At 51.3% G+C, this 15,930-nt stretch carries 12 protein-coding genes; all 12 read right to left on the bottom strand.

Annotated features, from left to right (window positions below):
* Positions 1-39: 39 nt before the first annotated feature.
* The 12 genes from pstS to atpA all read right to left on the bottom strand — a co-directional run bounded on the left by pstS (position 40) and on the right by atpA (position 15,922).
* Complete coding sequence (gene pstS, locus AM329_RS18185; RefSeq protein ID WP_022652104.1) at positions 40-1,080, bottom strand: phosphate ABC transporter substrate-binding protein PstS; 1,041 nt, start codon at positions 1,078-1,080, stop codon at positions 40-42.
* Positions 1,081-1,326: 246 nt separating this feature from the next.
* Positions 1,327-2,271: a fimbrial protein gene (locus tag AM329_RS18190; protein ID WP_048859489.1), complete on the bottom strand. Its 945-nt coding sequence runs from the start codon at positions 2,269-2,271 to the stop codon at positions 1,327-1,329.
* A gap of 244 nt (positions 2,272-2,515) precedes the next feature.
* Positions 2,516-3,520, bottom strand: a complete 1,005-nt coding sequence (locus AM329_RS18200; protein WP_000427614.1) for an IS110-like element IS5075 family transposase — start codon at positions 3,518-3,520, stop codon at positions 2,516-2,518.
* Between the two features lie 173 nt (positions 3,521-3,693).
* Positions 3,694-6,225 carry a fimbria/pilus outer membrane usher protein gene (locus AM329_RS18205; protein ID WP_032608135.1) on the bottom strand — a complete coding sequence of 844 codons (2,532 nt, stop codon included), beginning with the start codon at positions 6,223-6,225 and terminating at the stop codon, positions 3,694-3,696.
* A gap of 21 nt (positions 6,226-6,246) precedes the next feature.
* Positions 6,247-6,939, bottom strand: a complete 693-nt coding sequence (locus AM329_RS18210; protein ID WP_044596304.1) for a fimbrial chaperone — start codon at positions 6,937-6,939, stop codon at positions 6,247-6,249.
* 81 nt (positions 6,940-7,020) lie between these two features.
* Positions 7,021-7,584 (bottom strand): chaperone-usher fimbrial major subunit, encoded by a 564-nt coding sequence (locus AM329_RS18215; protein WP_023315071.1) that lies wholly within the window; start codon positions 7,582-7,584, stop codon positions 7,021-7,023.
* Positions 7,585-8,032: 448 nt separating this feature from the next.
* Entirely contained in the window at positions 8,033-9,862 is a 1,830-nt protein-coding gene (glmS, locus tag AM329_RS18220; protein WP_023323908.1) for a glutamine--fructose-6-phosphate transaminase (isomerizing), read from the bottom strand.
* Between the two features lie 240 nt (positions 9,863-10,102).
* On the bottom strand, positions 10,103-11,473 hold the full coding sequence (glmU, locus tag AM329_RS18225) for a bifunctional UDP-N-acetylglucosamine diphosphorylase/glucosamine-1-phosphate N-acetyltransferase GlmU (RefSeq protein ID WP_022652099.1): 1,371 nt from the start codon (positions 11,471-11,473) through the stop codon (positions 10,103-10,105).
* 138 nt (positions 11,474-11,611) lie between these two features.
* Positions 11,612-12,031, bottom strand: coding sequence for a F0F1 ATP synthase subunit epsilon (locus AM329_RS18230; protein ID WP_003862360.1), 420 nt, complete (start codon positions 12,029-12,031; stop codon positions 11,612-11,614).
* Between the two features lie 20 nt (positions 12,032-12,051).
* Positions 12,052-13,434: a F0F1 ATP synthase subunit beta gene (gene atpD, locus AM329_RS18235; RefSeq protein ID WP_003862362.1), complete on the bottom strand. Its 1,383-nt coding sequence runs from the start codon at positions 13,432-13,434 to the stop codon at positions 12,052-12,054.
* Between the two features lie 31 nt (positions 13,435-13,465).
* On the bottom strand, positions 13,466-14,329 hold the full coding sequence (atpG, locus tag AM329_RS18240; protein ID WP_003862364.1) for a F0F1 ATP synthase subunit gamma: 864 nt from the start codon (positions 14,327-14,329) through the stop codon (positions 13,466-13,468).
* 51 nt (positions 14,330-14,380) lie between these two features.
* Entirely contained in the window at positions 14,381-15,922 is a 1,542-nt protein-coding gene (atpA, locus tag AM329_RS18245; protein ID WP_003862367.1) for a F0F1 ATP synthase subunit alpha, read from the bottom strand.
* Positions 15,923-15,930: the final 8 nt, after the last annotated feature.

Here is a 15,930-nt window from a genome sequence, read left to right on the forward strand (position 1 = left end):
CGCTGCGCGCCACCCGCCATCTTCGTTAAAAATATCCTGTTAGTACAGCGCTTTACCGCTGCTGTCTTTCACGTTGGTTTTCCATGCAGCACGAATCTGCTCAACCACGCTGTCTGGCAGGCTGGCGTAATCCAGGTCATTAGCCTGTTTGCCGCCGTTTTTGTATGCCCAGTCGAAGAACTTCAGCACTTCTGCGCCCTGCTCTGGTTTCTTCTGCTCTTTGTGAACCAGAATGAAGGTGGTAGAGGTGATTGGCCACGCGTCTTCACCTTTCTGGTTAGTCAGGTCCTGAGCGAAGGATTTGCTCCAGTCAGCGCCTTTGGCGGCGTTGGCGAAGTTCTCTTCGGTCGGGCTAACCGGTTTGCCGTCGGCAGAAACCAGTTTGGTGTAGGCCAGATTGTTCTGCTTAGCGTAGGCGTACTCTACGTAGCCGATAGAGCCAGGCAGACGCTGTACGAAGGCTGCGATACCGTCGTTGCCTTTACCGCCCAGACCGGTTGGCCAGTTAACGGTAGAGCCGGAACCGACTTTAGATTTCCACTCTTCGTTCACTTTCGCCAGGTAGCTGGTGAACACGAAAGAGGTGCCAGAGCCGTCAGCACGACGAACCACCGCGATATTCTGCGAAGGCAGCTTAACGCCCGGGTTCAGCTTAGTGATGGCTTCGTCATCCCATTTTTTGATTTTGCCCAGGTAGATGTCACCCAGGGTTTTGCCGTCCAGCACCAGCTCGCCTGATTTCAGGCCAGGGATGTTAACAGCCAGCACAACGCCGCCAATCACGGTCGGGAACTGGAACAGGCCTTCCTGATTCAGTTTCTCATCAGACAGCGGAGCGTCGGATGCGCCGAAATCAACGGTATTCGCGGTAATTTGTTTTACGCCACCGGAGGAGCCGATACCCTGATAGTTGACCTTGTTACCGGTCTCTTTCTGGTAGGTATCCGCCCATTTGGCATACACCGGCGCAGGGAAGGTTGCACCAGCGCCAGTCAGGCTTGCTGCTGCGAAGGCAGAGAAAGCGCTCATCGATAAGGTCGCGGCGACAACAGTTGCGACAGTGGTACGCATAACTTTCATAATGTCTCCTGCAAGGATTTCGTAAATCATTGTTTAAGTGGCTACGATGAGCAAAATAGGACAAACAGGTGACAGATAAATGTACGAAATATGACAGTTTTATGACAATCAAGGCGTTGGATATAAGTCATTGAAAATGATAATTATATATTCAACTCCCTGCCATAAAATTGTCACAATAAGCATGTTTAGTCTGGTTCAAAATGCGCAATATGACAACGGCTGTCATAAACAGCCGTTGACGAATCAGTTTTTAATTTCCATCGTAATGGTGGCAGTCGCGGTAAACGTTCCTGGCTCAGGCCTGGCTCCCGTCGCGCTCGCCGGCGCAGCAGAAAAATTAAACTCACCCGTCTCCACACCCAGTCGAGAACGGGTTCCCATGTCCGTTTCCATGCGTCCGCCGTTAACATCCACTTCTTGATTAAACTCGTCGTAGACCTTAATACCCACATCCTGGTTTGTTGTCTCAATCATGGTTGAAAACGCGCCTGCCTGGGTGGCATGGAGTGAAACTTCAACATCTTGCCCTGAGCTCATCCCAGTGCATCTTACCGACGCCTTGATGGGTATTTTCTTATCGGAAAGGCCAGTGCCCGCTACAGATGAAAATGAAGACGCAGAGATTTTACCAAAATCCACTTCAATGATTTGACCGCCGTTAACTTCACACTCCTGCGGCGCGGTAATATCCCCTTGAATAAAAACATCAGCCAGTTTATTGCCATAGTCGGTGGCTAATACACTAGAAGTATTAGCATACAGCGAAGCGAGTAACGTCAACGGAATAGTAACGGTGCCGATAAACGGTTCTTTGACATAAAAATAAATGGTTGCGTCGGAACCGCTTGTAAAGGTGGTCGTATTAAGGGAATTAACGCAGTTGTAATAACCACTGGGGTTGTTAGGCCGGTCCTCAAAGGGAACGTTGATATAACCGCGCCCCATGATCATGATCGACAATCCAACATCTAAATACTCATCTAATACATAGTATTGCACTTTATTTCGGCTGACGCTTTTCTGCAAGGCGGGGTTATCTTTGGCTGTAAAGTAAACATAGTTATAATCGCGATTACAGTGGCATACCCCTTCATACTGACCACCGTTATCTACTTGTTTGCTAATTGTCTGGCCAGCTTTATTCTGTGAGGCGCTGAGCGTAGTGCCGGAAAACGAATCTATGGTCACTCCCGTTTTTGCAACACCGATTTTGACGACAAGTTGGCTTGCTTGAATCTATCCGGCGTCTGAATGGGATTTTATTCCCGCGCCTCGATGAGTTCCGCGCCTGATGAACCTCCAGAAAATATACGGCTTCAATGAGCCTTTCCGTTTTACAGGTTCCTCAACAGGCCGGTGGGCCGTTAGTATCATCAATATCAGTATTCGCAAAACCAGATGAATGATTGTTTAAACTGGTGTATTTCTGCCTTTATGCTTCGTAAGTTTGCTGTCGCGCCGTCAGTGCCCAGGCTATTCTGGCCAGCTTGTTTGCCAGAGCACAGGTGACGACAAAGTTGCTTTTCCGACACAACAACTCCCTGACCCAGTCGGCCAACTTGCCAGACTGGTGTTCCAGTTTTTGTATGAATACCCTGGCACACTGAACCAACAAAGTTCGGATCTTTTTGTTGCCCCGCTTGCTAATCCCTAACAATGTCGTCCGACCTCCCGTGCTGTACTGTCGGGGTACCAGCCCTGTTGCCGCCGCAAAGTCACGGCTGCTGGCGTACTGCTTCCCGTCGCCAATCTCAGTTGAAATAGTACTGGCAGTCAGCGTTCCAACGCAGGGAATACTCAGCAAGCGCTGTCCAACCTCATCTTCGTCCAACTTTCGTTTCAACTGAGATTCCAGATCTTTAATCTGCTCAACAAGATAGTGATAATGCTGTTGTAATTTCAGCAGTAACTGGCTGAGATAAAGAGGCAAACTACTGTCCTCAAGAAGGGTACTCAGTCGACTAATAACGGCAGCACCTCGCGGAACGCTGATACCAAATTCCAGCAGAAAAGCATGCATCTGATTAGTTGTTTTCACCTTATCCTGAACCAGGGATTCACGGACACGATGCAGAGCTCGCATTGCCTGCTGAGATTCGGTTCTGGGCTGCACGAAACGCATAGATGGACGTGATGCTGCTTCACAGATAGCTTCAGCATCAACGAAGTCATTTTTGTTGCTTTTAACGAATGGGCGGACAAATTGCGGTGATATCAGCTTTGGAAAATGCCCTAACTCTGCCAGCTTGCGTGCCATAAAGTGAGAACCGCCACAGGCTTCCATCGCGATGGTTGTTGCCGGGCATGTCGCCAGAAATTCGATTAGCTTTGGTCGGGTGAATTTTTTACGGTAAACGGCCTTCCCACGATGATCCTGACAATGAATATGGAAAGAGTTCTTACCCAGATCGATACCAATAAGCGCAATGTTTTCCATGATGGTTCTCCGAATGAAAGCCTGTCCTCAGCATAGTACTGGGAAGGAGGGAGTGACCATCTCATTAAGTATGCTGTGGTGTGTACCGCCTTTAGCTTCGCAATATGTATCCGCAGACCATGCGTGCTGGCACACTGCGCAGATGCACAGCACGATGATTAATTTAACGATATTCAATTTGATACTCCGTTATTAGCGCATGTTACCGGCAGTTGTAACAGCCCATTGTCCTTTGGCGCTTCGAGATGATACTCAACCTGGCAGATGGATTGACCAGTAATATTAAAACGGCCAACTAAGGGCATTCCTGAAAGATAAAGCTCGCCGTTATCCCCCACAATCCCGGTTACCGTTCCCGTATCCAGATCGGCCGTCGCCATTGCGCCAAACGGCGCAGGTTTGCCGTTAGCCATAATGACGCTGAATAAAACGCGATAGCCGATGCGAGTTTTAAACGCTGCTTTCACTACCGCGCCGCGGGTAGGTACAAGATTAACAACGGTATTATCCAGTTCGACGTTAGCACGTGAAAAATAGTTGCTGTTAATCGCTATACGGTTTTCTTCGTAAGGATTAAGCTGCGTTTTGACGGTGTATCCACGCCAGTCCGTCGCTACCCCGGTCGTGTTTTCAACCGACAGGCCGCCCGCTCCTGGCGCTTCCACTAGCGCCACCGTTTCACCCAACTCCTGGGAAAAGGTCACGCCGTCGCGGTGAATCAGAATACCGCCACGCGCCCCGTAGTTTATACGCTGCGAATCCTGGCTATAGGCGTAGCTGCCATTTACCGATCCGTAGGTGCCGTCGTAGTTCAGGCTGGCATTGCTGCTATGGGTATTATTCGATGTATTCGTCCAGGACTCCTGCACGCTATACGCCAGATTGTGGCCTTCCAACAGAGTGCCGCCGATCCCGGCCTGCATGCTACTGTCGTTATGATTATTCTGGGTCATGGAGTAGTTAACGTAACTCCCTTCCAACCAGCCAGAGAGCGGCAAAGAAACCGTGAACATAAAAATATGTTCGCTATCGGTGTAGTCGTCGCTGTGGCTGCCGCTGGAATAGCGGTTGATCGAGTCGGTATAATTCCATGTCAGGTTCCATGATATCTGCCGCCAGTTATTGCTGTAACCAAGCTGAAGCAGACGCTCGACCTCATCGGTGTGCCAGTACTGCTGACGGCTCAGCGTCAGGTAGAAATTTCCCCGATCGGGCCCCAACGATTGGGTCCAGGTACCTTCCAGGCGACTACGCCGGTTTCCCATGTTCCAGAAATCAGAAACATCATTCTGGCGAGATGCCCACTCGGTTAGTGAATAAAAGCCTTCTGTAGAGTACCGGTATCCTACGAGACGAAAATTGGTATCTGTATCATCAAATCGTTTGGAATAGAGGAAACGGTATGATTGCCCTTTTTCCTCGTCGCCATTGTCAAAAGACGAGCGAGCCTGGGTTATATCTAGCGACATCGCACCCAGCGCACCCATATCCTTCCCCATCCCTATAGCTGCGGAGGCATAATCTTGCGCAACCTGCGTTCCACCGTAGAGCGTTAATCCCCACGGCATCCCGTGTAATACCTGCGCCTGTAACACATCGGGTGTAAAGCCGCTCTCAGCGCGCATTTCACCGACGCTGACATCAACGTCGGTCTGTCCTTCGCGTTTCAGTATTGCCAGAGAAGCGTAAGGCTGTGTAAAACGCTGCTCGCTGCCGTCTTCCTCTTTGATTGTTACGTCCAGATCGCCGCCACCGCTGGTGGTATTCAGATCGGTGATTTCAAACGCGCCCTGCGGTACCGCCGACTGATAGATCACATAGTTATTCTGGCGGATCGTCACGGTCGCGTTGCTTTTTGCGATACCGCGCACTATCGGCGCAAAGCCATTCTGACTGGACGGTAGCATGTCGTCATCGGTATAGAGTCTGACGCCGCGGATCTGCGTACTGTCAAAGATGTCGCTTGCGGTCCAGGTATCGCCAACCATGATCTGGCTGCGTAGCGCGGCGATATCTCGCTGCACATAGCTGCTGATGGAGTGGTACTCAGCGCTGCCTGCTGTCGAATCCACTGTGCTGTAGTTGCGAAGCCGCCAGGACCCGAGATTAAGACCATTGCGCAAATTCAGGTAGTAGCTGTCATCCTCCTCAGAATCATAATTTGATCGAAGAGTATGCGAACCGGAAAAGTCATAGTTGGTCATCAAGGCGTTAATGCCTTCATCCCATCGCGAGGGACTAATATAATCATACGCCGCTGAATCAAGATAAATTTGTGGAATGGAGATGTTCAACACCAGCTTGTTGCCGTCGAATAGCCAGCGTGATCCCTCCACCAACGGAGCGGGGTTGACGCAGGCGGTGCTATCCACTCCACGCAGCGTTTTCAACGCCTCAACCTTTACGCCGTAAGATATAAGGACATCATTGATAGCGACGTAGCAAGGATGGAGTTCGTCCTCGGGAGCATCCTGCACAAACGTCACTTCCTTACGTTCAAAAAATTTGCCGTTAATGAATACATCAACTTTATAGCTGCCAGGGGGAAGCGCGTTGGAACGGTTAAATTGACGAATATCGACATCGACCGGATGATCGATTTCCAGAAGTTTCGGGTTAAACAGGCTGTCCTGTGCTAATGACTGAACAGGAATGCTCAGACATAACCCCGATATCATGGCAATGCAGTGACGTAAGCCAATCATTAAGACATCCCTATCAGAATATTAAAGCACCTGTTTTACTGGGTTGCTGACGGCGCCGTAATCATTAATAAAACGCCAAACAAGCGTATGGCCTGCACTTCCTGGTGGTAATGTCAGCGAGAGTTTTTCAAAGGGTTTGATCATATTGACTGGTATGTCTTTACCATCAACTGATACATCCATGATATTGATATGGATAGGATTATTATTCTGAACAATAAGTTGCCGACCTTGTTTTGACCATGCGACGTTCGCTACCGCCTTCTCAGGGATTAACGTAATAGCCGCCGGTCGCCAGAACAGTTTGATACGTGTCTTAATCGCAATTTCCAGCGAGCTGGTCTCTTTTTTACTGCTGGATGGCGGAATATTTTTTATGTTCAGCCAAAAAACGGATTCGCGATCGGTGGGCAACGTCCCGGCCATTTTAAGTACGCGTAAGACCTTTTCTTGCATTGGCTCAAGCCTGGAAACGGGTGGTATGACGGTAAAAGGCGGTTTATGTTTATCTTCTTTGTCAAAGGGGTCGACCCAGGTTTGTATCAGGTACGGCAGATCGCTCTCTTTGTTGTAAATCGATATAGTGGCATCAGGACTATCAGCCAAAAAAATGACGCGCGTGCCGCCGACAATGATGCCTGCACAGGCTATTGACGAGCTGAGACACATTGTCGCAGCCATGAATGTTTTAAATAAACGTGTAAAAGCAACCATACAGCCTCTCATTAGTTGACGCCCTTAAAATGTTTATTATTAGCAACGCGAATAAGGGCGTCTTTTAACTAATAAATGTAATTATTTCACATATTCAACGGTGAACTGAGAGTCAGCGTTAGCTGTACCTGGCGTTACGGTCGTAGAGGTTGCAATATAACGTGCAATGAATTTTAAATCGGCCTTAGTATCCACAATATCAGTTGTGGCAGAATCTTTGTATAACTCAACCTGAGAGTTGTCTGCGCGGTTATAGATACGAATCGCTACGCCCGTTGCAGTGACCGCGTCGCCTGTACCCGTAAAGTCGCCTGGCGTGCCTGTTTTTTCCGGGTTACCTATCGCCAGATCGCCATTGCCAGCTTCAGTACCGTCAAATCGAACCGATGCCTTGGTATAGGTTGGCGGGCATTTCTCCAGGCTGATAGTGAATTGCGTTGGTGCGGAGGTGCTGCCTACACCGTTGAATGCCGTTTTACTGACTTTACCTAAATCAACGTTTTGTTCTTTCGTAACGGTGGTAATTTCACAAGCGCTATCAATGATCTCACCACGGAAATGTACAGTACCATCAGATGCCAGAGCAGCACCAGATAATATGGATGAAGACAAGATTATTGCGCTGGCGATAGCATTTAGTTTCATGACAACCCCTATTAATTTTATATCGCTGATATTTTATTTATTAACCAAATAAAATGATTAAAATTGAAGCGGCGTAATATTACGATCCTAAAAACGCCTCTGACAAATAAGTTTTCCAGCTTGTAATATTTTATTTTAAGAAGGATGAATGAAATGTATCAGATTCAATCATGTTATAAATATCAGCCACAAACAATAAATGCGATATCTACTGGCAGGAGGATTATTTTAGGAATATATTAATATCTTAATAATAAACAATTATTATTTGATCGTTTTTGCAACAGCACAAGTCCAAAAAACGGAGAGCGAAAAAAATGTAACCACATGTTTTACATGAAACATTTTACGCCATAGGGTACACAAGAAAGTAAAAATGAGGCGTGTAAAGAAGTAGCAACAAATAAAAAGGCTGCCACGCAAATGGCAGCCTTTTTACAGGAAGTGATTACTCAACGGTAACCGATTTAGCCAAGTTACGTGGCTGGTCTACGTCGGTGCCTTTGATCAGCGCGACGTGATAAGCCAGCAGTTGCAGCGGTACGGTGTAGAAGATCGGCGCAATCACCTCTTCCACATGCGGCATCTCGATGATGTGCATGTTGTCGCTGCTGGCGAAACCGGCATCTTTATCCGCAAAGACGTACAGAACACCACCACGGGCGCGCACTTCTTCGATGTTAGATTTCAGTTTTTCCAGCAGTTCGTTGTTAGGTGCCACCACGATAACTGGCATATCCGCATCGATCAGCGCCAGCGGGCCATGCTTCAGCTCGCCTGCCGCATAGGCTTCAGCGTGAATATAAGAGATCTCTTTCAGCTTCAGCGCGCCTTCCAGCGCAATCGGATACTGATCGCCACGGCCCAGGAACAGGGCGTGATGTTTGTCAGAGAAATCTTCCGCCAGAGCTTCAATGCGTTTGTCCTGAGACAGCATCTGCTCAATACGGCTCGGCAGCGCCTGAAGGCCATGCACGATGTCGTGTTCAACGGAAGCATCTTGGCCTTTCAGACGCGCCAGTTTCGCCACCAGCATCAGCAGAACGGTCAGCTGAGTAGTAAACGCTTTGGTGGAAGCCACGCCGATTTCGGTACCCGCTTTGGTCATCAGCGCCAGATCGGATTCACGTACCAGCGAAGAGCCCGGCACGTTACAAATGGCCAGCGAGCCGAGGTAACCCAGTTCTTTAGACAGACGCAGCGCCGCCAGGGTATCGGCCGTTTCGCCAGACTGAGAAAGGGTGATCATCAGGCTGTTACGACGCACCGCAGATTTGCGATAGCGGAACTCAGAGGCGATTTCCACATCACACGGCACACCCGCCAGGGATTCAAACCAGTAGCGCGAGACCATACCGGAGTTGTAAGAGGTACCGCAGGCCACGATCTGAATGTGCTCGACTTTGCTCAGCAGTTCGTTGGCATTGGCGCCCAGCTCGCTCAGATCCACTTCACCATGGCTGATGCGACCAGTCAGGGTGTTTTTAATGGCGTTTGGCTGTTCGTAGATCTCTTTCTGCATGTAGTGACGGTAAGCGCCTTTGTCGCCCGCGTCGTATTGCAGGTTTGATTCGATCTCCTGACGCTTAACCTGCTCGCCTTTCGTGTCGAATACGGTCACGCTGCGACGTGTCACCTCGGCAATGTCTCCCTCTTCGAGGAAGATAAAGCGACGGGTAACCGGCAGCAGCGCCAGCTGGTCGGAAGCGATAAAGTTTTCACCCATGCCCAGACCAATCACCATCGGACTACCGGAACGCGCGGCCAGCAGCGTGGACGGGTCGCGGGAATCCATGATCACCGTACCGTAAGCACCGCGTAGCTGAGGAATAGCACGCAGCACCGCATCACGCAGTGTACCGCCCTTTGCCAGCTCCCAGTGCACCAGGTGAGCAATCACTTCGGTGTCGGTTTCAGAGACGAAGGTATAGCCGCGCGCTTTCAGTTCTTCACGCAGCGGTTCGTGGTTTTCGATAATGCCGTTATGCACGACCACGATGTGTTCAGACACATGCGGGTGTGCGTTGCCTTCAGATGGCTCACCGTGGGTCGCCCAGCGGGTATGCGCAATACCGGTGCCACCGTGCAGCGGATGTTCTTCCGCAGCCTGGGCCAGCATCTGTACTTTACCGAGACGGCGCAGACGGGTCATATGACCTTCTGCATCAACGACAGCCAGCCCGGCTGAGTCGTAACCACGGTATTCCAGACGACGTAAACCTTCGAGAAGGATTTCAGCAATATCACGCTGCGCAACTGCGCCAACAATTCCACACATAGTTATATTTCCTGATTATGGCGTTATGCCATGCGTTGTCGCTGACCTGTATTTGCCCTTTCCGGGCGCCCCGAGCCTTGTAGAGAGTGGGGTTATTTTTATGGGTACTGCTTGTGGGGGGAGGATTATGTTATCCCCTCACCCCGGCCCTCACCCCAAAGGGGCGAGGGAGAAAAACACCGCACCGAACAATCCCCTCTCCCCTGTGGGGAGAGGGTTAGGGTGAGGGGTATAAATCCGTTACTTCTGCTTCACCGGGCGTTTCCAGCCCTGCTTGCTGACCTGCGGAACGCGGCTTAACACTAGCTCGTTCTCGGCCACATCGCGCGTAACGGTTGTCCCGGCGGCAATGGTCACGCCTTTGCCCACGGTAACAGGCGCCACCAGCTGGGTATCGGAGCCTACAAACACGTCATCACCAATGATGGTTTTAAACTTATTGGCGCCGTCATAGTTACAGGTAATCGTCCCTGCACCAATGTTTACGTTGTCGCCAATTTCCGCATCGCCCAGATAGGTCAGATGACCCGCTTTAGAGCCCTTACCCAGACGCGCTTTTTTCATTTCCACGAAGTTACCTACGTGAGCACCTTCCAGCAGCTCAGCGCCCGGGCGCAGACGCGCAAATGGGCCAATCGTACAGGCCGCCTCAAGATGGGCATCTTCCACCACGCTGTACGGGCTGATTTCGCAGTCATCACCGATCGCGCTGTTTTTAATCACACAGCCGGTGCCGATTTTGACGCGGTTGCCCAGCGTGACGTTACCTTCCAGGATAACGTTAGTATCTATTTCAACGTCGCGCCCGTGGGTCAGCGTGCCACGCAGATCGAAACGCGCCGGATCGCGCAGCATAACGCCCGCGAGCAACAGCTTTTCTGCCTGCTCGGACTGGTAAATACGCTCAAGACGGGAAAGCTGGAGACGGTTGTTTACCCCGTCCGTTTCGCTGATACGCGCCGGATGAACGGCAGCAATCTCACGCCCTTCCTGGTAAGCCATCGCAATGATGTCGGTGATGTAGTATTCACCCTGCGCGTTGTTATTGTTGAGTCTGGACAGCCAGCGCTTCATATCCGCACCGTTCGCAATCAGGATGCCGGTGTTGATCTCCTGAATCTGGCGCTGTTCGTCAGTGGCATCTTTATGCTCAACAATCCCCGTCACGTTGCCGTTTTCACGCGTAATGCGGCCATAGCCGGTTGGATCGTCCAGCACGACGGTCAACAAACCGATGCCACCCTGCGGTTTGGCTTCACGCAGGCGGGTGAGGGTTTCAACGGAGATCAGCGGGACGTCGCCGTAGAGCATCAGGATATCTTCATCATCAGCGAAGAAGGGTGCAGCCTGCTGCATTGCATGACCCGTACCCAGCTGTTCTGCCTGAAGCACCCAGTTGAGATTGTCGTCACGCAGCGTTTTTTTCAGCAGATTGCCGCCATGTCCATAAACCAGATGCACCTGGCTGGCGCCTAATTCATTCGCTGCATCAATAACATGCTGAACCATTGGCTTTCCTGCCAGCGTGTGGAGCACCTTAGGCAGATCGGAATACATGCGGGTACCTTTGCCTGCGGCAAGGATCACCACGCTCATCGCACTGTTTAACATACGCATCCTGACGGTAGTTTGTGTGAGAAGTAAAAACGTTTGATGCTTAAAATTCTACATCTTTTTCATCATGAATTAAGGCCGAAAAAAAAAGCCAGCCTGGGATCCAGACTGGCTTTTGTGCTTTTCAAGCCGGTGTTACATCGCTTTTTTGGTCAACTCGATAACGCGCAGTTTCGCGATCGCTTTGGCCAGCTCCGCAGACGCCTGAGCGTAATCCACGTCACCATGAGAGCTGTTAATGTGCTCTTCAGCCTTACGCTTCGATTCCAGGGCTCGCGCTTCGTCGAGATCCTGGCCACGAATAGCGGTATCGGCCAGAACGGTCACACTGCCTGGCTGCACTTCAAGAATGCCGCCGGACAGATAGATAAACTCTTCATGACCGAACTGTTTAACGATGCGGATCATACCAGGCTTAATGGCGGTGAGCAGCGGTGCGTGACCCGGGAAAATACCCAGTTCACCTTCACTACCCGTTACCTGGATTTTCTCGACCAGACCAGAGAACATTTGTTGCTCTGCGCTGACGACGTCCAGGTGGTAAGTCATTGCCATATCACCCTCCGATTAAGGCGTTAAAGTTTTTTGGCTTTTTCCACGGCTTCTTCGATGGAACCAACCATGTAGAACGCCTGCTCTGGCAGGTGATCGTATTCGCCTTCCATGATGCCTTTAAAGCCACGGATGGTGTCTTTCAGGGAAACGTATTTACCTGGAGAACCGGTGAATACTTCCGCAACGAAGAACGGCTGGGACAGGAAGCGCTGGATCTTACGCGCACGTGCTACCACCAGTTTGTCTTCTTCAGACAGTTCATCCATACCCAGGATGGCGATGATGTCTTTCAGTTCCTGATAACGTTGCAGCAGGGACTGTACGCCACGCGCGGTGTCGTAGTGCTCCTGGCCAACAACCAGTGGATCCAGCTGACGGCTGGTGGAGTCCAGCGGGTCAACGGCCGGGTAGATACCCAGAGACGCGATCTGACGGCTCAGTACCACGGTTGCATCTAAGTGAGCAAAGGTGGTGGCTGGAGATGGGTCAGTCAAGTCATCCGCAGGTACGTATACCGCCTGAACGGAGGTGATAGAACCAGTTTTGGTAGAGGTGATACGTTCCTGAAGAACACCCATCTCTTCCGCAAGCGTAGGCTGATAACCTACCGCTGAAGGCATACGACCCAGCAGTGCAGATACTTCAGTACCGGCCAGGGTGTAACGGTAGATGTTATCAACGAACAGCAGAACGTCACGGCCTTCGTCACGGAACTTCTCAGCCATCGTCAGGCCAGTCAGCGCAACGCGCAGACGGTTTCCTGGTGGCTCGTTCATCTGGCCGTAAACCAGGGAAACTTTATCCAGAACGTTGGAGTCGGTCATTTCATGGTAGAAGTCGTTACCCTCACGAGTACGTTCACCTACGCCCGCAAACACGGAGTAACCGGAGTGCTCGATCGCGATGTTACGGATCAGCTCCATCATGTTTACGGTTTTACCTACACCCGCACCACCGAACAGACCGACTTTACCGCCCTTCGCGAACGGACACATCAGGTCGATAACTTTGATGCCGGTTTCCAGCAGTTCCTGAGAGCTGGACAGCTCTTCGTAGGAAGGTGCCGCGCGGTGGATAGCCCAACGCTCTTCTTCACCGATGTCGCCTTTCATGTCGATTGGTTGACCCAATACGTTCATGATACGACCCAGTGTTGCTTTACCTACCGGGACTTCGATCGGGTGCTCAAGGTCTTTTACTTCCAGACCACGACGCAGACCGTCGGAAGAACCCATGGCGATGGTACGCACGATACCGCCGCCGAGCTGCTGCTGAACTTCCAGCACCAGGCTCTCGTTACCATTCTGTACCTCAAGCGCGTCGTACACGCGTGGTACGGCGTCCTGAGGGAACTCGACGTCCACCACGGCGCCGATTACCTGGACAATCTTTCCAGTAGCCATCTTGAATCCTCTACGTAATTCGTAAACCTGGTTAAACCGCGGCGGCCCCCGAGACGATCTCGGTGAGTTCCTGAGTAATGCTGGCCTGACGAGCTTTGTTGTAAACCAACTGCAGCTCTTTAATCAGGCTGCCGCCATTATCGGTCGCGGCTTTCATCGCCACCATTCGTGCGGCCTGCTCGCTGGCCAGGTTTTCTACAACGCCCTGATAAACCTGAGATTCAACGTAACGACGCAGCAGGGTATCCAGCAGCGGTTTCGGATCGGGTTCATACAGGTAATCCCAGGCTTTCTGTTTCAGCTCGTCATCTTCTGATGCCGGTAACGGCAGCATCTGAGTGAGCGTAGGCACCTGAGACATGGTGTTAATAAATTTGTTGCTGACAACGTACAGTCTGTCCAGACGGCCTTCATCGTAGGCCTGCAACATCACTTTAACCGGGCCGATCAGTTCGGACAGGGACGGGTTATCACCCATACCGGTCACCTGAGCGACAATGTTGCCACCAACGGAGTTAAAGAAAGAGACGCCTTTAGAGCCAATCAGTGCCAGATCGCACTGAACGCCTTTATCGGACCAGCCTTTCATATCCGCCAGCAGTTTTTTGAACAGGTTAATGTTCAAGCCGCCACACAGACCACGGTCAGTCGACACCACCAGGTAGCCCACGCGCTTAACGTCGCGTTCTTCCAGGTAAGGGTGCTTATATTCCAGATTACCGTTTGCAAGGTGACCAATCACTTTGCGCATGGTCTCTGCATAAGGACGGCTGGCCGCCATGCGATCCTGCGATTTACGCATTTTGGAAGCGGCGACCATCTCCATCGCTTTAGTGATCTTTTGCGTGTTCTGGACGCTTGCGATCTTACTACGTATCTCTTTTGCGCCGGCCATGAGCTTCTCCTCAATGCCAGACGGCTTGTCCTGAGACAAGCCGCCGGACGATTACCAGGATTGGGTTGCTTTGAAGGAATCGAGGATAGCTTTCAGCTTGCCTTCGATTTCGTCGTTATAGCCACCGGTCTGGTTGATCTCTTGCATCAGCGGAGCGTGATCACGGTCGACGTAAGCCAGCAGAGCGGCTTCGAAGCTACCGATTTTCGCCAGTTCCACATCTTCGAGGTAACCGCGTTCAGCCGCGAACAGTACCAGGCCCTGCTGAGCAACAGACATTGGCGCGTACTGTTTCTGCTTCAGCAGCTCGGTCACTTTCTGACCGTGGCTCAGCTGTTTACGGGTTGCTTCGTCCAGATCGGATGCGAACTGAGAGAACGCAGCCAGTTCACGATACTGTGCCAGCGCGGTACGGATACCACCGGACAGTTTCTTGATGATCTTGGTCTGAGCAGCACCACCCACACGGGATACGGAGATACCCGGGTTAACCGCCGGACGAATACCGGAGTTAAACAGGTTGGTTTCCAGGAAGATCTGACCATCGGTAATGGAGATTACGTTGGTCGGAACGAACGCAGAAACGTCACCCGCCTGGGTTTCAATGATCGGCAGGGCGGTCAGAGAACCTGTTTTACCCTTCACTTCACCTTTGGTGAAGTTCTCGACGTATTCCGCGTTAACGCGGGAAGCACGCTCCAGCAGACGAGAGTGGAGGTAGAATACGTCGCCCGGGAATGCTTCACGTCCTGGTGGACGACGGAGCAGCAGGGAAACCTGACGATAAGCAACAGCCTGTTTAGACAGGTCATCGTATACGATCAGCGCATCTTCACCGCGGTCACGGAAGTATTCGCCCATTGCGCAACCGGCGTATGGTGCCAGGTATTGCAGTGCAGCAGATTCAGACGCGGTTGCTACCACAACGATGGTGTTAGACAGTGCGCCGTGCTCTTCCAGTTTACGAACCACGTTGGAAATGGTGGACGCTTTCTGGCCGATAGCCACGTACACACATTTGATGCCGGAGTCACGCTGGTTGATGATGGCGTCGATTGCCATCGCGGTTTTACCGGTCTGACGGTCACCGATGATCAGTTCACGCTGACCACGACCGATTGGGATCATGGCATCAACGGACTTATAACCCGTCTGTACTGGCTGATCAACTGACTGACGGTCGATAACGCCTGGTGCGATAACTTCGATTGGGGAGAAGCCATCGTGCTCAACCGGACCTTTACCGTCGATTGGCGCACCCAGGGTGTTAACAACACGACCCAGCAGGCCACGGCCAACCGGCACTTCCAGAATACGGCCAGTACACTTAACCTTCATGCCTTCGGCGAGGTCAGCGTATGGACCCATCACAACGGCACCTACGGAGTCGCGCTCCAGGTTCAGTGCGATAGCGTAACGGTTACCCGGCAGGGAAATCATCTCACCCTGCATACAATCGGCCAGGCCGTGGATGCGGATAACACCGTCACTTACAGAAACAATAGTACCTTCGTTGTGAGCTTCACTCACAACATTGAACTGAGCAATGCGCTGCTTGATCAGTTCGCTGATTTCGGTGGAATTCAGTTGCATGCTCCAGT

The sequence above is a fragment of the Enterobacter cloacae complex sp. AR_0002 genome, assembly GCF_001922365.1.
GTDB lineage: Bacteria > Pseudomonadota > Gammaproteobacteria > Enterobacterales > Enterobacteriaceae > Enterobacter > Enterobacter hormaechei_C.